The 22,432-nt window shown below is 52.6% G+C and carries 19 protein-coding genes and 1 other annotated feature; of the genes, 6 read left to right on the top strand and 13 right to left on the bottom strand.

The annotated features are described in order from the left end of the window. Nucleotides 1-84: 84 nt before the first annotated feature. Complete coding sequence (locus Q3A88_RS03155; protein WP_205605026.1) at nucleotides 85-1,422, bottom strand: MFS transporter; 1,338 nt, start codon at nucleotides 1,420-1,422, stop codon at nucleotides 85-87. A gap of 123 nt (nucleotides 1,423-1,545) precedes the next feature. Then, on the bottom strand, nucleotides 1,546-2,133 hold the full coding sequence (mog, locus tag Q3A88_RS03150; protein ID WP_039549844.1) for a molybdopterin adenylyltransferase: 588 nt from the start codon (nucleotides 2,131-2,133) through the stop codon (nucleotides 1,546-1,548). 389 nt (nucleotides 2,134-2,522) lie between these two features. Between mog and Q3A88_RS03145 the strand changes: the two genes are divergently transcribed. Continuing rightward, nucleotides 2,523-3,611, top strand: a complete 1,089-nt coding sequence (locus tag Q3A88_RS03145) for a GGDEF domain-containing protein (RefSeq protein WP_317177396.1) — start codon at nucleotides 2,523-2,525, stop codon at nucleotides 3,609-3,611. 77 nt (nucleotides 3,612-3,688) lie between these two features. Here the strand turns inward: Q3A88_RS03145 and tal are convergent, their stop codons facing one another. Next, a complete protein-coding gene (gene tal, locus Q3A88_RS03140) occupies nucleotides 3,689-4,642 on the bottom strand; it encodes a transaldolase (RefSeq protein WP_039501560.1) in 954 nt (317 codons plus the stop codon). A gap of 313 nt (nucleotides 4,643-4,955) precedes the next feature. Between tal and yaaA the strand changes: the two genes are divergently transcribed. Further along, a complete protein-coding gene (gene yaaA, locus Q3A88_RS03135; RefSeq protein WP_317177395.1) occupies nucleotides 4,956-5,729 on the top strand; it encodes a peroxide stress protein YaaA in 774 nt (257 codons plus the stop codon). A 183-nt stretch (nucleotides 5,730-5,912) separates the two neighbouring features. Here the strand turns inward: yaaA and thrC are convergent, their stop codons facing one another. The 5 genes from thrC to Q3A88_RS03115 all read right to left on the bottom strand — a co-directional run bounded on the left by thrC (nucleotide 5,913) and on the right by Q3A88_RS03115 (nucleotide 11,709). Further along, on the bottom strand, nucleotides 5,913-7,202 hold the full coding sequence (thrC, locus tag Q3A88_RS03130; RefSeq protein WP_010681780.1) for a threonine synthase: 1,290 nt from the start codon (nucleotides 7,200-7,202) through the stop codon (nucleotides 5,913-5,915). Between the two features lie 3 nt (nucleotides 7,203-7,205). Continuing rightward, complete coding sequence (gene thrB / locus Q3A88_RS03125) at nucleotides 7,206-8,135, bottom strand: homoserine kinase (RefSeq protein ID WP_010681781.1); 930 nt, start codon at nucleotides 8,133-8,135, stop codon at nucleotides 7,206-7,208. 2 nt (nucleotides 8,136-8,137) lie between these two features. Next, nucleotides 8,138-10,597, bottom strand: a complete 2,460-nt coding sequence (thrA, locus tag Q3A88_RS03120; RefSeq protein ID WP_075278375.1) for a bifunctional aspartate kinase/homoserine dehydrogenase I — start codon at nucleotides 10,595-10,597, stop codon at nucleotides 8,138-8,140. A 91-nt stretch (nucleotides 10,598-10,688) separates the two neighbouring features. Beyond that, nucleotides 10,689-10,804, bottom strand: a sequence feature (Thr leader region). Further along, on the bottom strand, nucleotides 10,743-10,811 hold the full coding sequence (gene thrL / locus Q3A88_RS21865; protein WP_014916714.1) for a thr operon leader peptide: 69 nt from the start codon (nucleotides 10,809-10,811) through the stop codon (nucleotides 10,743-10,745). (Overlaps the previous feature by 62 nt.) A gap of 211 nt (nucleotides 10,812-11,022) precedes the next feature. Beyond that, nucleotides 11,023-11,709, bottom strand: a complete 687-nt coding sequence (locus tag Q3A88_RS03115; RefSeq protein ID WP_317177394.1) for a tRNA/rRNA methyltransferase — start codon at nucleotides 11,707-11,709, stop codon at nucleotides 11,023-11,025. A gap of 751 nt (nucleotides 11,710-12,460) precedes the next feature. On the opposite strand from Q3A88_RS03115, the gene arcA reads away from it, so the two are divergent. Continuing rightward, nucleotides 12,461-13,177: a two-component system response regulator ArcA gene (gene arcA, locus Q3A88_RS03110; RefSeq protein ID WP_010300511.1), complete on the top strand. Its 717-nt coding sequence runs from the start codon at nucleotides 12,461-12,463 to the stop codon at nucleotides 13,175-13,177. 55 nt (nucleotides 13,178-13,232) lie between these two features. Here arcA and creA read toward each other — a convergent pair whose 3' ends face one another. After that, nucleotides 13,233-13,715, bottom strand: coding sequence for a protein CreA (gene creA / locus Q3A88_RS03105; protein WP_039278144.1), 483 nt, complete (start codon nucleotides 13,713-13,715; stop codon nucleotides 13,233-13,235). Between the two features lie 205 nt (nucleotides 13,716-13,920). Here creA and robA point away from each other — a divergent pair, with 205 nt between their 5' ends. Then, nucleotides 13,921-14,808, top strand: a complete 888-nt coding sequence (gene robA, locus Q3A88_RS03100) for an MDR efflux pump AcrAB transcriptional activator RobA (protein WP_100018125.1) — start codon at nucleotides 13,921-13,923, stop codon at nucleotides 14,806-14,808. Here robA and gpmB read toward each other — a convergent pair. Then, nucleotides 14,797-15,447: a 2,3-diphosphoglycerate-dependent phosphoglycerate mutase GpmB gene (gene gpmB, locus Q3A88_RS03095; RefSeq protein WP_014916718.1), complete on the bottom strand. Its 651-nt coding sequence runs from the start codon at nucleotides 15,445-15,447 to the stop codon at nucleotides 14,797-14,799. The genes robA and gpmB overlap by 12 nt on opposite strands. A 50-nt stretch (nucleotides 15,448-15,497) precedes the next feature. Between gpmB and yjjX the strand changes: the two genes are divergently transcribed. Then, nucleotides 15,498-16,037, top strand: coding sequence for an inosine/xanthosine triphosphatase (yjjX, locus tag Q3A88_RS03090; protein ID WP_010300523.1), 540 nt, complete (start codon nucleotides 15,498-15,500; stop codon nucleotides 16,035-16,037). A 3-nt stretch (nucleotides 16,038-16,040) separates the two neighbouring features. Here the strand turns inward: yjjX and trpR are convergent, their stop codons facing one another. After that, nucleotides 16,041-16,388 (bottom strand): trp operon repressor, encoded by a 348-nt coding sequence (trpR, locus tag Q3A88_RS03085; RefSeq protein ID WP_014916720.1) that lies wholly within the window; start codon nucleotides 16,386-16,388, stop codon nucleotides 16,041-16,043. Between the two features lie 72 nt (nucleotides 16,389-16,460). Beyond that, on the bottom strand, nucleotides 16,461-18,395 hold the full coding sequence (gene sltY, locus Q3A88_RS03080; protein WP_094371024.1) for a murein transglycosylase: 1,935 nt from the start codon (nucleotides 18,393-18,395) through the stop codon (nucleotides 16,461-16,463). A 542-nt stretch (nucleotides 18,396-18,937) separates the two neighbouring features. On the opposite strand from sltY, the gene ettA reads away from it, so the two are divergent. Beyond that, entirely contained in the window at nucleotides 18,938-20,605 is a 1,668-nt protein-coding gene (ettA, locus tag Q3A88_RS03075; protein WP_010300532.1) for an energy-dependent translational throttle protein EttA, read from the top strand. Between the two features lie 79 nt (nucleotides 20,606-20,684). Here ettA and Q3A88_RS03070 read toward each other — a convergent pair whose 3' ends face one another. Continuing rightward, on the bottom strand, nucleotides 20,685-22,388 hold the full coding sequence (locus tag Q3A88_RS03070; RefSeq protein ID WP_317177393.1) for a methyl-accepting chemotaxis protein: 1,704 nt from the start codon (nucleotides 22,386-22,388) through the stop codon (nucleotides 20,685-20,687). Between the last annotated feature and the right edge of the window lie 44 nt (nucleotides 22,389-22,432).

Below are 22,432 nucleotides of genomic sequence, written 5' to 3'. Positions count from 1 at the left end.
CCTGCGTTCCATGCAAACGAGCCCTGTCAGGTTGACAGGGCTCGTTTGTTTTTGATGCCGGGCTATTTTTTGATAATAGCGTGCTTAAACTTCGACGAGCGAACGATCGCGCGCGTCGCTATCGGCTGAAGCACGCGAGTCCGCATCCAGATCGCGCTGCAAATAAATCCCCAGCAGCAATCCCACGCCAGCCAGCGTCAGGACATAGAAGGCAGGCGCCATCGGCGTCGCCTTCATAATCAGCGTCACGAAGACGGGCGTCAGGCCACCGAAAATGGCGTAGGAAACGTTGTAGGAAAAAGAAATCCCGGAGAACCGCACCGCCGCCGGGAATGCCCGCACCATGACATACGGTACGCCGCCCACCACACCAACGCTGAGCCCCGCAATCGCATAGCTGACAAAGAGCAACGTCGTACTACTTGCTGCCGAGCTATAAAAGAACCAGCTACAGGCAGCCAGCAACAGGCTACCCACAATGAACAGCTTGCTCGCACCGAAGCGGTCAACCAGCAGTCCCGCGCCGACGCAGCCCACCATCAGCGCAATCGTTGCCAGACAGTTCGCCTGCAATGCCAGCGCAGCAGGAATGCCGTGGACTTTTTGCAGGTAGGTCGGTGCCATCAGAATAACGACGACAATGCACGCAGATAGCAGCCAGGTCAGCAGCATTGAAACCACAACCGCGCGTTTATGATTTAAGACGACAGATTTCAGCGGCAGCTCTTCCGCCAACTTTTTCTGCTCACGCATCTCCATAAAAATGGGGGTTTCCTGCAACCAGCGGCGCAGATACATGGCGACAAGACCGAATACTCCGCCAATAAAGAACGGCAGACGCCAGCCGCCGCCAGACATCTGCTCTGGCGTGAGCACCGTGTTCAGCAGCGTCGCGATCAGCGAGCCCAGCAGAATCCCCATCGTTAAGCCGGCAGTCAACGTACCGCAGGCAAACCCAATACGGGCGCGAGGCACATGCTCCGCAACGAAGACCCATGCGCCGGGGACTTCCCCACCGATTGCGGCACCTTGCAGCACGCGCATTAACAGCAGTAAAAGTGGTGCCGCAATACCAATGGCTTCATAAGTTGGCAGCAAGCCCATTGCCAGCGTCGGTAACGCCATCAGCAATATGCTCAGGCTGAACATTTTCTTACGTCCGCTCTTGTCGCCAAAGTGGGCCATGATGATGCCCCCAAGCGGGCGGGCCAGATAGCCTGCGGCGAAAATACCGAACGTCTGTACCTGCCGCAGCCATTCAGGAATATCGGGTGGGAAAAAGAGATCGCCAATCACGGCGGCAAAGAAGACGAAAATAATAAAATCGTAAAACTCTAACGCGCCACCCAGCGCAGCCAGAGACAGCGTTTTATAGTCCTGCCGGTTCAACCGGCGAGGATGGGCGTGTTGGTCCTGAGTCATAAGTTACCGTGCATTGCCAGAGTGAGAAAAAACATCACCGCAGTGTGTAAAGTAGAAATTACTATAGCGGCAAAATTTTTATACACCAGCAAAGCTGAATCTTATGTTTCAAATCGCCTAACTTCAGTTTTTTATTTCGCGCACGGCATTTTTAGGGCGAAAAGCTGCTACCACATCCACATTGGTTTCAATATAAGGGCCTTCCAGCAACTGGATACAATACGGTACGCTGGCAAAAATACCGGCGACAACGACCTTGCCATCTGCATCTTTTAAGCCTTCCAGCGTTTCCTTAATCGACTTGGGTTGCCCTGGAAGATTAAGAATCAGCGCCTGTTTACGCAGCACGCCCACCTGACGGGAAAGGATCGCGGTAGGAACAAAGCGCAGGCTGATCTGACGCATTTGTTCGCCAAACCCCGGCATTTCTCGATCGGCAACGGCCATCGTGGCATCCGGCGTGACATCACGACGTGCAGGCCCCGTTCCCCCGGTTGTCAGCACCAGATGACAGCCGCGTTCATCAACCAGTTCACACAGCGTTTGTTCAATCATCGGCTGTTCATCCGGCACCAGCCGGGTTTCCACTTCAAAAGGCGTGGTCAACGCGCTGCGGAGCCAGGATTCCAGCTCTGGGATGCCTTTATCCTGATAAATCCCGCCGGAAGCACGATCGGATACGGAAACCAAGCCAATACGCAATACGTTCATAAGCACCTCAGTTTAAACAAAACACCAATTTTATCAGGATATTGACGGCTTTTAGCAAACAATTCGCTCTCATGCGGAAATTCACACGATGTTCATTATTTCACGCTGAGTGCGATATGACATTTGATAATAATTATTAAATAGCGTCTCAAAAAATGTCAGGGCATGACTTAAATTAATAATAACGCGGCGCAATTAAAATTTAAGAATAGTAGGCAAATAAAAAAGATCGCTACCCCATTAAGAGCGGGTGAAATACGCCGATAGATTAAAGAGAAAAGGATGATATCCACCACGACAGAGCATCACGTTAAATCAGATCATATGATAAAATTAAAGCACTTCTTTAGTATCACAATAAGTAAAAAAGCCCTATCAAGGAAGTCGCCATGACCGATCTTAAATATAAGATATTAAAGTTATTTTCACACCCCACCTCGGCCTTCTTCCTTTTTGGGTTTATTTCTTTTTTTATCGTTATCTTTCTTACTCATGAAGCAAGCAGAAACGCATGGAAAGTAGAACGGCAGAATCTGGACATCACCATCAAGACCTATGAGTCTTATAATGCGGGTGGAGAAGTAACGGAGAGTGATATCACCCGAAAAACGGGTTCCTACATTTCTTCACGGGTGAGAACGTGGGTATTCAATACACGCGACGTACGTAGCGAATGTATTAATCGATTATCATCGTCTGAGCTTACATTTAATGATATGGCGATTATCCGTGTCTGCCAGAATAAACTGCCATCAATTGGTGAATATGCAGGTAAAGGCAGCCTTACTACCATATTTCCGGTGCTATCGCCTACGGATGAATTATTGGGTATCCGGATTAGAACCACGTCAGAAACGCCTCCTCCTACGTTTTTTTATACACTGACATCCCTTGGTACCGCGGCCGTCATTCTCAGCGTTGTGCTGCTTTCTGCGATCTTAGGCAGCTTGCTCTCACTTCTGGCAAAAAAATACCTGATAGAGCTGCCCATCATCGCGCGGTATGACGATCTCACCGGTTATTTGCGGCGAGACGCGTTCTTTCTGGCCGCTAATAAAGCCTTTAGTATCGCTAACCTGACCAAGAGGCCCGTTAGCGTCATTCTGATCGACATTGACTACTTTAAGCAGGTAAATGATAGCTTTGGGCATAGCGTCGGGGATAATGCGTTGAAGTTTGTTGCCGACACCTTCAAGAAATCATTTCGCCGTGAAGATATTTTTGGCCGGATTGGCGGCGATGAATTCGCGATCGTATTACCGAATACCGGATTAGACGATGCGTACACCATCGTAGACAAAGCAAGAGAGCGCGTTAGCGACACGCCTTGTGAAACCGCCGCGGGGAAAATCAGGCTAACTGTCAGTATTGGGTTGGTTGAATACTATATCGCTGGGGAAGATCTTAGCGAGGTCATGAAACGTGCCGATGACAAGCTTTATATCGCGAAAAAAACCCGTAACGCGACGGCGAAATAGCCCTATTCCCTCCACGAGACTAAACTGCAGACAAAAAAATAGCCGGGAATCCCCGGCTATTTTCATCAACAAAATGCTTACAGTAAATCGGCAATCATCTTTTCCAGTTTTTCCTGGTCGATAGCAAACTTACGGATCCCGTCGGCCAGTTTATCAATCGCCATTGGATCCTGGTTGTGCTGCCAGTAGAACTCCGCTTCCGTCATTTTCGCCGGACGAACTTTCACCTCACCGACGTAAGACAGTTTGCGAACGACTTCGCCTTCGCTTTCTGACAGTTCTTTCAGCAGAGCTGGTGCAATCGTCAGGCGATCGCAACCGGCCAGTTCCAGAATCTCACCGACGTTACGGAAGCTTGCGCCCATCACGACGGTTTCATAGCCGTGCTCTTTGTAGTAGTCGTAGATTTCGCTGACGGAAACCACGCCTGGATCTTCATGTGGTGCGAATTCTTTCTTATCGCCATTGGCTTTGTACCAGTCAAGGATACGGCCAACGAACGGTGAAATCAGGAACACGCCCGCTTCAGCACAAGCGCGCGCCTGTGCAAAGGAGAACAGCAGCGTCAGGTTACAGTTGATACCTTCCTTTTCCAGTTGCTCCGCCGCGCGGATGCCCTGCCAGGTGGAAGCCAGTTTAATCAGGATACGCTCGTTGCTGATGCCCGCGTCGTTGTACAGCTTGATCAGGTGTTTTGCCTTCGCCACGCTGGCTTCGGTGTCATAAGACAAACGCGCATCTACTTCTGTGGAGATGCGGCCAGGGATCAATTTTAAAATTTCGAGACCGATATTGACCGCCAGTTTATCTGTGGCATCCACGACCTGCTGTTTGCGATCGTTGCTCTGCTCACGCGCCCAGGCAATAGCCTCGTCGATCAGCTTGCGGTATTCAGGAATTTGCGCCGCATTCAGAATCAGTGAAGGGTTGGTGGTCGCATCTTGCGGTTGGTACAGTTTCATTGCCGCAATATCGCCGGTATCAGCTACAACCGTGGTCAGTTGGCGTAGGGAAGTCAGTTTATCCGTCATGTTGGCATGTCTCGTTGTTTATACGTGGTGCTCGTGAATGAAAATAGCTCGTATATGAATCGACTTATTATCTAATCTGGTGGCCGTCTGTTTTGCGCCGAAATCTGATAATAACACGCGCACTTTCCCGTGCAAGCCAGCCTTTTTCCACTCGCCCCTGCAACGGCGGTTACACGCCGATAAGACGCCATATTTTCCCCTTCCCGAACGCGCGGGAACGAGAAAGACGAGGCGTATTATAGCTATCGCCGTTTTCTTACTACGTTCTTGCTATAGTAGGGCCATCAGAAACCAGACCGACAGGACATGGCGCATGCTTATTACTATTTCACCCGCAAAAACGCTCGACTACACCAGTCCTTTGGCAACGACGCGTTATACCCAGCCGGAACTTCTGGACTATTCCAGCCAGTTGATTGATGTGTGTAAAAAACTGACGCCGGCACAGATCGCTTCGCTGATGAGCATCAGCGATAAGCTGGCTGACCTGAACGCAGGCCGCTTTAGCGATTGGCAGCCGGATTTCACACCGGAGAACGCGCGTCAGGCGCTGCTGGCGTTTAAGGGCGACGTCTATACCGGATTGGCCGCAGAAGATTTCAGCGAGGATGACTTCGATTTCGCTCAACAGCATCTGCGTATGCTGTCAGGCCTGTATGGCGTGTTGCGCCCGCTGGATTTGATGCAGCCGTATCGGTTGGAAATGGGCACCAGGCTGGAAAATAAAGCCGGTAAAGATCTCTACAGTTTCTGGGGCGACACCATTACTGAAAAGCTGAATCAGGCGTTGCACGATCAAAGCGACGATGTGCTGGTTAATTTGGCATCGGACGAATATTTCAAAGCCGTTAAACCGAAAAAGCTCAATGCCCGTCTGATCAAGCCCGTTTTCCTGGATGAGAAAAACGGTAAGTTCAAGGTAATCAGCTTCTACGCCAAGAAAGCGCGCGGTCTGATGAGCCGTTTCATTATTCAAAACCGCCTGACTCAACCCGAGCAGTTGAAAGCGTTTAATCTGGAAGGTTACTTTTTCGAGGCTGCGGATTCTTCAGCTAACGAGCTGGTTTTCAAGCGCCACGAACAGTAAACATACCCGTCATACTTCAAGCTGCATGTGCGTTGGCTGCGTTCACTCACCCGAATCACTTACCTGAGTAAGCTCATCGGGATTCACTCTCTTGCCGCCTTCCTGCAACTCGAATTATTTAGGGTATAAATAGTACGATAGGCAAAAAAGAAAGGCGGCGAAAACGCCGCCCTTTCAATCGATTTATTCCGGCAGTGACATCAGGAACTCACGCAGCTTCGCGAAATCATCCGGGAAGTTGTGCGACAGCAGATCCAGATCGGCACGCTCAGCTAGCGCTTCTGGCAGATCCAGTTCTTTGCCAAGAATGTCTTCTACGCTTTCCTTGAATTTCGCTGGGTGCGCCGTACCCAAGAACAGGCCGAACTCACCGGCTTGCAGCTGATCGCGCAGCAGACGGTAAGCAATCGCCGCGTGCGGCTCAGAGAGATAGCCTAACGCATCCAGCTCATGCATGGTTTCTTTCGTGGTTTCATCGCTCACTGCGCCAAAGCCCAGCGTTTTCAACTGCCAGTTCTTACGACGGAACAGCTCTTCCACGCGCGGCCAGTTGTTCGGCTGGCTTACGTCCATCGCGTTGGATAACGTTGCCACCGTTTTATTCGGTTCCCAATTTCCGCTGCTCAGGAAACGCGGCACGGTGTCATTGGCGTTGGTCGCTGCGATGAAGCGCTTAATCGGCAGACCCAGCGATTTCGCCAGCAGGCCAGCAGTCAGATCGCCGAAGTTACCACTTGGTACAGAAACCACTAGCTGGTTACGGGCTTCCTGCGGCAGTTGTGCAACGGCTTCAAAGTAGTAGCAAATCTGCGCCAGCAGACGGCTAATGTTGATGGAGTTCGCTGAGTTCAGGCCAATCGCCTTTTTCAGTTCTTCATCATCAAACGCCTTTTTCACCAACGCCTGACAGGCATCGAAATCGCTGTCGATCGCGATGGTGTGAATATTGCCACCCAACGTACAGAACAGTTTTTCCTGCAACGGGCTAATCTTGCCCTGCGGATACAAAATCACAACGCGGACATTTTCCAGACCGTAAAAGGCGTGCGCCACAGCGGCACCAGTATCGCCAGAGGTCGCCGTCAGAATAGTGATTTTCTCGTCGCCAGACACTTCGGTCAGCATTTGCGCCATAAAGCGGCCGCCGAAATCTTTAAAGGCCAGCGTCGGGCCGTGGAACAGCTCCAGCGCAGCAATGTCTTCAGCAACTGGCGCAACGGGTGCCGGGAACGCAAAGGCAGCTTTTACGCGCTCGAACACGGTTTCAGCCGCGATCTCGTCGCCAATATACGCAGACAGAATACGGCTGCTGCGAGTAACGAAATCCAGATCCAGCAGTGCATCAATTTCGGTGCGCTCAAATTCCGGCAGTTCCAGCGGGAAGAACAGCCCTTGCTGGCTACCCAGCCCTTGCTTGATAGCCTGAGCAAAACTGACCTGCTCGTTATGATCTTTAAGGTTGTACAGTTTCATGCGTTATCCCAGTTGTCGTGCGCCAGTCGTATCAAGACGGCAAATATGAACAAAACCTTCATCGTTCTGCAAATAGTTATCCCGCAGCCAGTCGGCTAAGCGCTGTGCGCTTGCCATGTCGTTGCAGACGGAGAATAACGTTGGGCCAGAGCCGGAAATACCGCAGGCCAGCGCCCCGATATCTTCAGCAGCCTGACGAGCGGCCGCAAAGCCGGGCAGCAGTTTCGTACGATAAGGTTCCGCGATGACATCTTTCATCAGTTTCGCCGCCAGCTCAGCCTGTCCGGTATGGCAAGCGTGGATAAAGCCGGCCAGATAGCGGCCGTGGCTGATACAATCTTGACGACGATATTGCGCAGGCAGAATCGCGCGCGCTTCAGCAGTGGAGACTTTAATCCCCGGATACGCCATGACCCACAGCCAATCATCGAATGACGGCACAGGCTGGCTGATGATGCCGTTCTCTTCCAGCATCAGTTGGACGCCGCCAAGGAAACACGGGGCAACGTTATCGTAGTGAACGCTGCCGGAAATGCGCCCTTCCAGCTCACCCATCAGCGTCAGCAGACGGGTATCATCCAGCGGCTTACCGCAAAATTCGTTCATCGCCATCAGCCCAGCGACGACAGAACAAGCGCTGGAACCGAGCCCCGAACCAATCGGCATGTTCTTTTCGAGCGTCATCGCTACTGGCACGGTTTTGCCAATTTCCTGACAGAACAGTTCCCAACATTGATACACAATGTTTTCTTTCGGGTTGTCCGGCAGCTTGCTAACAAAACGCCCTTCATTACGCAGGCTGAACAGATCGGCGGCTTCAACAGAGACGCAATCCCCCAGCAGTGAACCGTCTACTGGCGAGACGGCCGCACCCAGCACATCAAACCCGACGCTGACGTTACCGATTGATGCAGGTGCATACACCTTAACCATAATTATGCTCCCAACTTCCATGACAAGGTGCGCAGCAGATCTGCGAACACACCAGCAGCGGTAACATCGTTACCCGCACCATAACCGCGCAACACGAGCGGCAGTGGCTGATAATAACGGCTGTAGAATGCCAGTGCATTCTCGCCATCTTTGACTTTAAACAGCGGATCGTTGCCGCCAACGGCACTGATCTTGACCTTACAGCGGCCTTCTTCAATCACGCCGACATAGCGCAACACTTTACCTTCATCACGCGCTTGTGCAACACGGCTGGCAAACTCATCGTCTGCCGACGGCAGGCGCTGCATGAAGCTGGCAACATCGCCGGAAGCATCGAAGCTGGCAGGCAGAACAGATTCCACTTCAATATCGCCCAGCTCCAGTTGATAACCTGCTTCACGCGCCAGAATCAGCAGTTTACGCGCTACGTCCATACCGGACAGATCGTCACGCGGATCGGGTTCGGTATAGCCTTTTTCTTTCGCCTGCGTGGTCGCTTCCGACAACGACATGCCTTCATCGAGTTTACCGAAAATAAAGGACAGCGAGCCAGAGAGAATTCCGGTAAAGCGAATCAGCTCATCACCTGCATTCAGCAAATTTTGCAGGTTCTCAATCACCGGCAGGCCTGCACCAACGTTGGTGTCATACAGGAAACGACGACGGGATTTCGCCGCAGCGCTACGCAGTTGGTGATAGTAATTCATCGACCCCGTGTTGGCTTTCTTGTTTGGCGTCACGACATGGAAACCGTCGGCCAGGAAATCCACGTACTGATCGGCCACAGCCTGATTCGACGTACAGTCAACGATCACCGGGTTCAGCAGATGGTACTCTTTAACCAGACGGATCAGACGACCCAGATTAAACGGTTCGCGGGCTTTACCCAGCTCTTCATGCCAGTTTTCCATCGAGATGCCGTTAATATTGGTCAGCATCGCTTTGGAGTTGGCGATCCCGCACACGCGCAGGTCGATATGTTTGTCTTTCAGCCACGGCTGCTGGCGGTGGATCTGATCCAGCAGTGCACCACCTACGCCGCCGACGCCGATCACAAATACGTCAATCACCTGATCGGTGTTAAACAGCATCTGGTGGGCAACACGTACGCCAGTGGTGGCGACATCGTTATTCACCACGACGGAGATAGAACGCTCGGAGGAGCCCTGCGCGATAGCCACGATATTGATATTTGCCGTCGCCAATGCCGAGAACAGACGAGCAGACAGGCCGCGCAGCGTACGCATGCCATCGCCCACCACAGAGAGGATGGCCAGACGCTCCATCACATCCAGCGGCTCCAGCACGCCTTCTTTCAATTCCAGATAGAATTCGTCTTCCAGCGTTTTTCTGGCGCGCGCCAGCTCGTTTTGCGATACGCAGAAGCTGATGCTGTATTCGGAAGATGACTGCGTAATCAGAACAACAGAAATACCTGCGCGTGACATCGCGGCAAACACGCGCGCGGCCATACCGACCATACCTTTCATTCCAGGGCCGGATACGTTAATCATCGCCATGTTGTTCAGGTTGGTAATGCCTTTCACCGGATACTGTGTATCCGTGCTGTCCATGCCGATGAGCGTGCCGGGAGCCTGAGGATTTTCGGTGTTTTTGATGAGGCAGGGAATTTGGAACTGGGCGATAGGAGCAATGGTGCGAGGGTGGAGGACTTTGGCGCCGAAATAGGATAGCTCCATCGCCTCCTGATAGGACATCGACTTCAATAATCGAGCGTCCGGCACCTGACGCGGATCGCAGGTATAAACGCCGTCCACATCGGTCCAGATCTCACAACAGTCGGCACGTAAACACGCAGCCAGTACCGCAGCGGAATAGTCAGAGCCGTTGCGGCCCAGCACGACCAGTTCCCCTTTGTCGTTGCCGGCAGTAAAGCCTGCCATCAGGATTACATGATCTTTCGGGATGGCGCTTTCAGCGATGCGGCGAGTCGACTCCGTGATATCCACGGTAGATTCAAGATAGTGTCCCTGCGCCAGCAGCTTCTCGACTGGATTGATAACGGAGACCCCATAGCCACGGGCCTGAAAGACCGCTTCCATGATGGCGATAGACAGTTTTTCCCCCCGGCAGATGATCGCAGCGTTCACGCTATCAGGGCACTGGCCCAGCAGCGCGATGCCGTGCAGAACGTGTTTCAGCTGTGCAAACTCCTGATCCACGAATGCCTTCAGGCGGGCATGGTCAAAGCCGGGTTGAGACGCGGCAAGGCCTTGCAGCAGCGAAGAAAAGATCGTTTCGGCGTCGTTTAAATGAGGCAGGATATCTTGTCCGGCGACGGTTTTCTCAATCATGGCAACCAGATGGTTGGTAATTTTCGCCGGAGCGGACAATACGGTAGCCACCTGTCCCTGGCGCGCGTTGTTCTCGATAATGTCGGCAACGCGTGCAAAACGCTCCGCATTTGCTACTGAAGTCCCGCCAAATTTCAACACTCGCATTTTTATCTGTTCTCCTGAATTTCTGCCAACCAAACGCCGGAAGCGTTTTTTGTATGCCGCTTACAGACGGCGTTGAGGGATAACCTGCCATAAAAAAAAAGCCCGCACTGTTCGGTGCGGGCTTTTTCTGGAATCTTTATATGCGTCAGCCCGCACCGTTACTGGTTGTATCGGTGATGGTAATAATCGTGGTGATCAGGCTGATAGTGCGCATGTTAAAATCGAATCTCATTAGAAGTAGAGTTATCTGCCCTATTAGTTAGGCCAATCGCCCTTTGAAGTCAACGGATTTCTTTTTTTTCTTCTCGCCGAAGGAAAAATCCCTGCCGCTCAACCCACTGCCTAAACAGGAATAAGCCGGACAAACCGTTGTCAAAATACGTGACTCAAGATGTTCGACTGCCAAAAAAGCCATCTCTGCTATCTTATTTCGGCAATCTTTTTTCAATGTCGTGTAGCAACCGATGGAGCATCGCCGTATCGCGTTGCTCTAAACGCCCCAGCCGCTGATGCAGCCAGTCCCGCAGTTTTTCATCGCCCTCAACCGCCAGAGTAACCAAAAGCCGACCCATACGATCGCGTAGCGCCGATAACTGCCCCGCCACCGCTGGCGGTGTCGCTTCCGGTTTGACCTGCATGAGTTCAGCCAATTGGTAACAGTACACCATCACCGCCTGACCAAGGTTCAGCGAGGGATAATCCGCTTTCATCGGCACGCCAGTCAGCACATCCGCCAGTTCGAGCTCTTCATTCGTCAGGCCAACATCTTCCCGACCAAACACCAGCGCCGCAGACGCCATCCATTGAACCTTCTCCTGCAATACACCAGTCAGTTCCGCTGGCGTGCAGTAATAGTGATATTTAGCCCGGCTGCGCGCGGTGGTCGCGACCGTAAAATCGACATCTGCCAGCGCTTCGGCCAGCGTGGAAAACGTCTGTACGTTATCCAGAATATCCCCCGAGCCGTGCGCTACCCAGCGAGCCGCTGGCTCCTGATGTACCGTGCTACCGACAATACGCAAGCTGCTGAACCCCATCGTTTTCATCGCACGAGCAGCCGCCCCGACATTTTCAGCCCGAGCGGGCTCAACCAAAATAATATGAAACTGCATAGACTCCTCAGTATGGGTTACATGCGTTTTGGCAATAGTTCATCTGCTCGCCAAACAACACGACCTTGTAATCGATAACAATTTATTGATGACTACGATTTATTGATAGCGACAATTTGTTGAGTATCACGGTGAAAACTTAACAATAAATCAACAACATTTCCGGCATCAACACAGCCTTCAATAGGAAACATCGGTGAGTCCAAAAAATGGGCGGGAAGATAAAACCCTAAGAAAAATAAGGTAAATTATTTTATTTCAATAAGTTATAAAACTACCAGCGACTGTGTAGCGCCAATTATGATTATTGGCATTTGCTATGCTAAATCGTTCATAAAAAGTGCTAAATTGTGACGTAAACTGGCAATCCTATAAGTGTTTATCACAAAATAGTTAACGTGCTAAAATGAAATTTGATATATGTCAACAGAACCGTAGATTTATCAGCAGGCAAAATCTGTGCTTACTGTTATGTTGCTGTTAATAAGGTTAAACTGTGCGCCACTTTGAGCGCAGTTAAATTAGCGCCACGCTCATCCGCTAGCAGTACCTCTAAGCGGGTAGAGAATGAACACCAGTAACGCATTTACGTACTTGAGTCTGACGTTGAGCGAGAGCGTAGTCTACCTCGATAAGCTCCAGGGAAATACCCGGAATAACTGGCGTTGTAGCCAGCGGGCCAGCAGGGTATGACAGCGACTTCTGTACTTCCGATTTCTATAATTTAAGTTGGCAATTTTAGGTAGCAAACATGCAGACGCCGCACATTCTTATTGTTGAAGACGAGCTAGTAACTCGTAATACCCTCAAAAGCATTTTTGAGGCGGAAGGATACGTTGTTCACGAAGCCACTGATGGCGCAGAAATGCACCATATTTTGTCCGAGAACGACATCAATCTGGTGATCATGGACATCAACCTGCCAGGAAAGAACGGCCTGTTGCTGGCACGTGAATTGCGCGAGCAAGCCACCGTTGCCTTGATGTTCCTCACCGGCCGCGACAATGAAGTCGATAAGATCCTCGGTCTGGAAATCGGTGCAGATGACTACATCACCAAACCGTTCAACCCACGTGAACTGACGATCCGCGCACGTAACCTGCTGTCACGCACCATGAATCTGGGCAGCGGCACGGAAGAGCGTCGTCTGGTGGAAAGCTATCGTTTCAACGGCTGGGAACTGGACATCAATAGCCGTTCTCTGATTAGCCCGGCTGGTGAACAATACAAGCTGCCGCGCAGTGAATTCCGCGCCATGCTGCACTTCTGCGAAAATCCAGGCAAGATTCAATCCCGTGCAGAACTGCTGAAGAAAATGACGGGCCGTGAGCTTAAGCCGCACGACCGCACTGTTGACGTCACCATCCGTCGTATCCGCAAGCACTTTGAATCTACAGCCGATACGCCGGAAATCATCGCGACGATCCACGGTGAAGGCTACCGCTTCTGCGGCGATCTGGAAAATTAATTCTCCTCAGCCGGAGCAGGCTTCTGTTCCGGCTGTTTTCCCTTCTTACCGCACGTTATTCACTCTTTCCCCACGGCATAACCGGCACCGCGCTCAACGCATTCTTCGGCGATCCATCGACTAAACGATCGGAGTAAGCAAGATAGATCAGCGAATTGCGCTTTTGATCGTAAAATCGAACAACCTGCAATTTCTTAAAAACCAGCGATGTTCTTTTCTGGAACACCACAGATCCGCGATCGCCGCCGTTTTTAATTTTATCGGACAGCGTAATCGGCCCAACCTGCTGACAGGAAATAGCGGCGTCCGACGTGTCTTCCGCCAGCCCTAACCCGCCTTTGATTCCGCCCGTTTTGGCGCGGCTAATGTAGCAGGTCACGTTTGATACATCCGGATCGTCAAACGCTTCCACTACGATCTTATGATCCGGCCCCAGCAGTTTAAAGGCCGTATCGACAGATCCCACTTCTTCCGCACTGACAACGCCGGCGGTGGACAGCAATAGCAGACCCGCTCCCATGATGCGCTTTATGTTCATATTCCAGGTCCTGTGACAATTCATAACAAACGATTAATAACCACAATTAAAAAGGGGATGAGCAAAATAAACCGCTATAATCTCCCTCCTTATCCAAATTACCTGCGGAACATTTTCAAAAATCTTCGGCAGTACCAAAGTGAAAATATTGCTATGATGCGGGATCTCAATACGCTCGCGCTCAATGTGTTTGATGAGGAAGATTATGGATCAAGCCGGTATCATACGTGACTTGCTTAACTGGCTGGAAAGCCATCTCGACCAGCCGCTGTCACTCGATAATGTGGCGGCGAAAGCGGGTTATTCCAAGTGGCATCTGCAAAGAATGTTCAAAGATGTGACGGGCCATGCCATTGGTTCATATATCCGAGCGCGGAGATTGACCAAAGCGGCGGTTGCACTCTGTCTGACCAGTCGCCCTATCCTTGATATTGCCCTGCAATACCGTTTTGATTCACAACAGACTTTTACCCGCGCGTTCAAAAAACAGTTTGCACAAACGCCAGCGTCCTATCGTCGTTCCGATAACTGGAACACTTTTGGCATTCGTCCGCCGATCCGGCTTGGTGCGTTTACCCTGCCACAGCCGCAGTTTGTCACCCTGCCAGAAACACAGTTGCTTGGGCTAACGCAAACCTATACCTGTCGTCTGGAACAGATTTGTAATTTCCGTACGGAAATTCGCGTCCACTATTGGCGTCAGTTTTTGGGAGAAACCCGCTGCGTCCCACCGGTGCTTTACGGGCTACATCATTCACAGCCGAGTAAAGAGAAAGACGACGAGCACGCAGTGCTCTACACCACCGCGCTGGAGCCGCAGTATCTGCCTGATGATATCCACACGGGCGAACCCATCACACTACCGGGCGGCGACTACGCGATGTTCGTGTTTGACGGCCCGACAGACGAGCTACAGGATTTTATTATCAGCCTGTATGACACCTGCCTGCCGACCTTCCAGCTCACGCGCCGTAAAGGGTTCGACGCCGAGCGTTTTCACCCTAGTCGCGATACAGACGGGGAAATACCCGACATCATCCGCTGCGAGTATTTTATCCCCATCCAACATCCAGAACCGCTCTCAGCGCTGTAACTCATCCAGTGCCGGAATATCCAAATGCGAAATATCTCCGGCCGTTTCCACCACCCATCCCGGTGCCAGCCACGGGCTTTGCTGATAATCAATGCGCGACAGGGAGCAGTTGCGTAGGCGCAGTCGCCGTTCGGCCGATGCGGGTAACCCCAGAACCGTACTCAGCAAGCACCCCAGCGCCATACCGTGGCTAACCAGCAAAGGACGACTTCCCGCGGGCAACGCCAGACAACGTTCCAGAACGCCGTGCATGCGCAATGCCACATCAACCATCGACTCACCTTCTGGGATGCGGCCATCGGGCGTGCCATCCACCAGCCCTTTACGCCATTTTTCTTCCTCGGCGGTCAGCGAATCCAAATCGCGGGCTTCTAAGACGCCCATGTTCAATTCACGTAACCCGGGCTCCAGGATTATCTGGCAATCACCACAAGATTTAGCGATGATTTCTGTCGTCTGACGCGTTCTTCCGAGATCGCTGGTAAAAATATGCGTAATCCCTAACGTCCTGATTCGTCCAGCAACTTGCTGTGCCTGTTGCTCACCTCTTGGCGTCAGCGCACTGTCCGATTGACCTTGAATACGTCGAGCCACATTCCATTCTGTTTCGCCGTGGCGAACAAGATATACCTGTAACATGGTTATTTTCCGTTATACTGCGTCAAATTAACTAAAGGTACGAAACTGTTATGTATCACGTTGTTGCTGCAACTACCAACCCGGCAAAGATTAAGGCTATTACTCTGGCATTCACCGATGTCTTTGGTGCAGAAAACTGCCGCATCGAAGGCGTTGACGTCGACAGTGGCGTCCCACGCCAGCCTCTCGGCTCTCTCGAAACCCGTACAGGCGCCAGAAACCGCGTCATGATGGCACGCCAGGTGCGACCAGAAGCCGATTTTTGGGTCGGTGTCGAAGCAGGCATTGAAGAAAGCATGACGTTCGCCTGGATGGTGATCGAAAACGCCCACCTGCGTGGCGAATCACGTTCTGCAAGCCTGGTTCTTCCAGAAAGTATATTACATGGTATCCGTGAAGGGCGGGAATTAGGCGATGAAATGGAGCGTTTGACGGGCGTTCAGAATATCAAACATAAAGGTGGTGCCATCGGCGTCTTTACCGACGGCAAATTGTCACGCACCAGCGTGTACCATCAGGCGCTGCTGCTGGCACTGGTGCCGTTCCATAATCCGATCTATCAGATTCCCGTACAGGCAGCAAAACCGTAACGGCTACGCGTCGTCACTCAACGGCTTATCTGCCGACAGCAACTGCGCTTCCAGCCAGCTTTTTAACGCGGGGGGCGCGGCTTTCAGACTGTTTGAACCGCGCGTAATCGTCGCAATTCCCGCACCTAACTCGCTTTTCAGCTCACGCTGGCTCATTTCACCCCGCATTAGCTCCTGTATAATTCGCACCCGCGTTCCTAACGCTGTACGCTCATCCGGCGTCAGCAGGAGTTGAAGCAGCGGCAATTGAAGATCCTCCGCAATAGACTGCTGCAATAGCGCGACAAAGCGTAACCAATGCTCATTGTCTTGTTCAGAAAGTGCCGGGTCGATAAGCGATAACGGAGTCATAACGGGCTGCCATACTATTTAACTAGTACAGCAGCATAACACAATTTCAGGCAACGAGCGCAACGCCACGTCTCAATAACGCCGCTGCCATTCCGCATCCGTCAGCACACTGGCTGGCTGATTCAGGAAATAGCGATAGAAGACGTCATACGCCAGCACATTTTTCACGTAACCCCGTGTTTCCGAGAACGGAATACTTTCGATAAACGCAACGGGATCGATGCGCCCAGCGCTGTTCCTTAACCAGGTATTCACACGCGACGGCCCGGCATTGTAAGCCGCGGAAGACAGAATGCGGTTACGGCCGAATGTCTGGTACACGTACTCCAGGTAGTTCGTTCCCAACAGGATATTGGTTTCGGGATCGAACAGTTGGCTGCTGTTCGTATAGAACGTGATATTACTCATTTTGGCCGTATGCTGCGCCGTCGCGGGCATCAACTGCATCAGGCCCGATGCACCTACCGGAGAACGTGCTTTCGGGTTCCAGGCGCTTTCCTGACGAGCAATTGCCATTGCATAGCTCTGGCTGATGCCTTTCCCCTGTGTTTCACGGCGGAATTCATCGTTCCAGGCCAGCGGGAAACGCTCTTCCAGATGATCCCACAGCTTCGCGACAATCGTCGCCTGCACGCTCAAATCCGCCCAGCGCTGTTCAAACGCATAGCGAGCCAGTGCTTCCTGCTGCGGTTTGCTGCGATTCGCCACCAGCCCGACCCATTCGCTGCGCGCCAGATTATCCATCTGCCAGAACATCAACTCCCGCACGCGGGTGATTTCCGGTAGCTGAGACAAAGAAGGATCCGGTTTCACCGCCGCCATGATAGTCATGGGATAGCGCTCGTTCAGTTTCTGCGCCGCCGCCATCGGATAGAACCCGCGTTCCTGCATCAGGCTGCGTAATAGCGTCTCGCCTTCCTGCCGTTTGCCCTGATCCAATAGCACTATCGCACGCCAGTAGCGCCATTCGTCTTTCTGTAACGCATCCGCGGGTAAACGCGCCATCCAGCTCGTTAACCCCTGACGATCGCCGGCTCCCAGCGCCATACGTACACGGCGTTCCAGCAACGTGGTCGACGTGCTCTGCCGCACCACGCCATCCCGCCACTGTGCCTGTTCTGGCGTAGCATCGTTGCCCATCAAACGCCAGGCAATGGTTTCTTCCATCCCCTGACGTTCTGCTGCGCTCATTTTCTGCAAACGGGCAATGACTGGCAGCATCGAGCGGGCATTATCAGCATCCTGACGCGCCGTGCGCGTAAAGGCCGAGAGTGTGACTTTACGCGTAAAATCCGTCGGTCCGACGGTACGGGCGAAGCTCTCCAGCGAATTCGGATCGTTCTGGAGTTTCAGCAGCGCATCGCCCATCGTTTTATAATCGTCGGGTAACTGCTTGATGAGATAGCTCACCAGACTGCTGCTACCTTCGTCCATCGCCAGACGCGCGCGTTCCAGCGTCGTCAGCGGCGTCTGTTCGCCGGCCTGCTGCCAGACGGAGAAGAGTTTATCGCACACGGTAGGGAGCGAACGCCCTGTCAGCCAGATATCCCGCGTGGCTTCCCACACGCCCTGACGCTGACCGGTTGCCCACTGGGCGTAATAAAAGTTACAGCGGGCGCTGACCGGCTTCGGCGGCTGGGGGCTAAATGCCAGCAGCCCAATCCAGTCCTGACGGCGCGCCAGTTCATTCACAAAGCTGGTCGTCAGGTTACGGGCGGGCGGCAACGTCGGGTGCGTTGCCATAAACTGCTTCACCTGCGTCGCACTGACCTGACTCAGATCCTGCGTGAGCGAACGGTATTCAAGATAAGGATAAAGTGGGTAACTGCGCAGCGTCGGCATCAGCTGCGCGACCGTGTCCATCTGGTTGCTGTCCCATGCTTGCTTAACCTGCTGATAGCGCTGACGCTGTTCGTCCAGAGAATCCGCCAGCGCATGGCCGGAAATCCCAGCCAGACATATCGCCGAAACGGCGTACCACCAATGACCCGCTTTTCTCACCTGCATTAACCTCATCCGTTATCGAACTTGCTATCGGCATCCTTCATCGTATCGATACCCCTATCCTATACCCAAAATAATTCGAGTTGCGTGAAGGCGGCAACCGCATGAATCCCCAGGAGCTTACTCAGGTAAGTGACTGGGGTGAGTAAGGACAAATTGGCTAAGCCAATTTGAACGCCGCTTGCGGCGGCCCTTCAGGGCGAGGCTCAGAGATGAGCCGAGTATTGCCAACGCACAAGCAACTTGAAGTATGACGGATAATCGGGCAGCTCCAGTGTGGCACATCATGCCAGACAACGATATGCCGATCCGCAAACCGATTCTGAAATTCATCACGCGGGCCTACGTCTCAGATCGGCCATGGCAAATCGCCGGATAGCTGGGATCGCGGGCTGAAACCCGCTACACTTCATACTTAGAATAATCGATCCGCTGCCGGGGTATTTCCCAGGCTGCACCACTGAGTATTAAGTAGCGCAGTGCTACATATGGTCACCCGCTTATGGTGACAAATCATAGAGATAAGAGAGAGGCGAAGTCGCAACGTGGCTCAATATGTTTATACCATGCATCGCGTCGGTAAGGTCGTACCGCCGAAGCGTCACATTCTGAAAAACATCTCCCTCAGTTTTTTCCCCGGTGCCAAGATCGGCGTGCTGGGTCTGAACGGAGCCGGTAAATCAACGCTGTTGCGTATTATGGCTGGCATTGATACGGACATCGAGGGCGAAGCTCGCCCACAACCTGGAATCAAAATCGGCTATTTGCCGCAGGAACCGCAGTTAAACACGGAGCACACCGTACGTGAATCTGTGGAAGAAGCGGTGTCTGAGGTCGTCACCGCGTTGAAGCGTCTTGACGAAGTCTATGCGCTGTATGCTGACCCGGATGCAGACTTCGATAAATTGGCCGCCGAACAAGGCCGACTGGAAGAAGTCATTCAGGCGCACGACGGCCATAATCTGGACAACCAGTTAGAGCGTGCCGCCGATGCGCTGCGCTTGCCGGAGTGGGATGCGAAAATCGCTACCCTGTCCGGGGGTGAACGTCGCCGCGTGGCACTGTGCCGTCTGCTGCTGGAAAAGCCGGACATGCTGCTGCTCGACGAACCAACTAACCACCTGGATGCCGAATCGGTAGCCTGGCTGGAGCGCTTCCTGCACGACTTCGAGGGCACCGTGGTGGCGATTACCCACGACCGTTACTTCCTCGATAACGTCGCAGGCTGGATTCTGGAGCTAGACCGCGGCGAAGGGATTCCGTGGGAAGGCAACTACTCTTCCTGGCTGGAGCAGAAAGATCAGCGTCTGGCACAGGAAGCCTCTCAGGAAGCGGCACGCCGTAAATCCATTGAGAAAGAGCTGGAGTGGGTGCGTCAAGGCGCTAAAGGCCGTCAGTCGAAAGGTAAGGCACGTCTGGCACGCTTTGAAGAGCTGAACAACACCGAATACCAGAAACGTAACGAAACCAACGAACTGTTTATTCCACCAGGTGCTCGCCTCGGCGATAAAGTGGTGGAAGTCACCAACCTCAGCAAGTCTTACGGCGAACGTCAGCTCATCGACGGACTCTCTTTCTCCGTACCGAAAGGCGCGATTGTCGGCATTATCGGCCCGAACGGTGCCGGTAAATCGACCCTGTTCCGCATGATGTCCGGTCAGGAACAGCCGGATGGCGGCTCGATTGAGCTGGGTGAAACGGTGAAACTGGCGTCAGTTGACCAGTTCCGTGACGCGATGGATAACAGCAAAACCGTCTGGGAAGAAGTGTCTGGCGGGCAGGACATCATGCGTATCGGCAACACCGAAATGCCAAGTCGTGCTTACGTTGGCCGTTTCAACTTCAAAGGGGTTGATCAGGGCAAACGCGTTGGCGAGCTGTCCGGTGGTGAACGCGGTCGTCTGCATCTGGCGAAGCTGTTGCAGGTCGGCGGCAACGTGCTGCTTCTCGATGAACCAACCAACGACCTGGATATCGAAACCCTGCGCGCGCTGGAAAACGCCCTGCTGGAATTCCCAGGCTGTGCCATGGTGATCTCGCATGACCGTTGGTTCCTCGACCGTATCGCAACACACATTCTGGATTATCAGGATGAAGGTAAAGTGGAATTCTTCGAAGGTAACTTTACCGAATACGAAGAATACAAGAAGCGTACGCTGGGTGCTGATGCGCTGGAACCACACCGCATCAAATACAAGAAGATCGCTAAATAAGCCATCATCTAACGTGATAAAACAAATGGCCCGCAAATTGCGGGCCATTTTTCTTTCCAATACGGCTTCACTTATCCGATCAGAACGTTTCCCAGTTTTGACTATCGCTGCCTTTGCTGCTGGCTCCGGCGAGCGCCATCGCTGGCGCTAAGCGCGGTTGCGGTGCCGCCTTCGGTAAGGACGACTTCAGTCTCTGAGCCACGCCAGCCAGCTTGAATACCGCGACAGCCTGCGTTAAACGCGCAGCCTGCTCTTCAAGTGAAACGGCCGCCGCCGAGGCTTCCTGTACCAGCGCCGCATTCTGCTGCGTCGCGCTATCCATTTCAGACACGGCCTGACTCACCTGCCCGATGCCACGGCTCTGTTCGTCAGAAGCGGAAGCAATTTCTCCCATGATGTCGGTCACGCTGACAACCGCACGGACAATCTCACCCATGGTTGTACCCGCCTGGGACACAAGCCCAGAGCCCGTTTCCACCAGCCGACTCGATTCGCCAATCAGCCCTTCAATCTCTTTCGCTGCCTGTGCGCTGCGCTGCGCCAGGCTACGGACTTCACCCGCCACCACGGCAAAACCACGCCCTTGTTCACCCGCCCGCGCTGCTTCTACCGCCGCGTTCAGCGCCAGAATGTTGGTCTGGAAAGCGATGCTATTAATAACGGACGTGATTTCGGAAATGCGTTTTGAGCTTGTAGAAATGTCCAGCATGGTATCCACCACGCCTTGCACAATTTGTCCGCCCTTCTCCGCTTTTTCAGAGGCATTTTTTGCCAACTGGCTGGCGTGATGGGCATTGTCAGAGTTCTGTTTCACCGTCGCGGTCAGCTGTTCCATGCTCGCGGCGGTTTCCTCCAGCGCGGCCGCCTGCTGCTCGGTACGCGAAGAGAGATCGACGTTACCCGCCGTAATTTCTGACGACCCTTGATAGATCGAATCCGCACCTTCGCGCACGATCGTCACCGTATCTGTCAGCTCCGCCTGCATGTTCTGGATATTCGTTCCCAGAATGCCGATTTCATTACGTCCCATCGCCATCGGCGGCTGCGTCAAATCACCCGCCGCGATCTTCTGGATACGATCAACCAGTCTGTTGACCGGCGCGAGGATCACATTGCGCACCATGATATAAGCCATGATCGCCATAATGATCGACAGGACAAATGAACCTGCCATCATCCAGTAACCCAGCTTGGCATTATCCGCCGCACGATGATTGATATCCTGCGCAGCTTGCGTGAGTTCATTCACTTTCTTGCGTACTGGAACACTGAACGCTTCATCTAACTGACGGGCCAGCGTGCTTTCCAACGTGATCGTATCTTCAAATTCCCCGTCGTTTGTCGCTTTCTGCATAGCCAGAATCGCGTTATCACGGTAGTTGGCGTATGCCTTAAGAATCTCGTCATCCAGCGCGTTTTCGCTCTCCAGTTTGTCTGGACGCGCGATATATTCATCCAGACGCTTCTGTGAGGCTCTGACTCGACCCGCAGCCTGGTCTGAAGCGGATTTAAAGACCTCATGATCGCTAATACGGTTTGCTGCACCCGCCTGAATAAGCAGCAATCTGGCAACGCGCAGTTGATCGAGGCTACTGCTAATACCAGCGCGGATATCAGACAATTCATTAGCCTTATCCAATGAATCATTACTTTGCTTTAAAAAATAGCTCGCTGTGCCAATAGAAAGCGCAAATAAAATCAGGATAATTGAAAAAAGAGTAATAAATAACGAAACGAGACGTATATTGTTGATGTAACTCAACTTCTCTTTTTGAACAGACATCGGTTGCATTCTCATTTTCACCATCACTGGTCTACATTATCTCT

Source organism: Pectobacterium sp. HCp5_1 (assembly GCF_032905925.1).
In the GTDB taxonomy this organism is placed as follows: Bacteria; Pseudomonadota; Gammaproteobacteria; order Enterobacterales; family Enterobacteriaceae; genus Pectobacterium; species Pectobacterium brasiliense_A.
The sequence above is the reverse complement of the archived record's forward strand: the minus strand, read 5'-3'. Positions and strand labels throughout refer to the sequence as shown.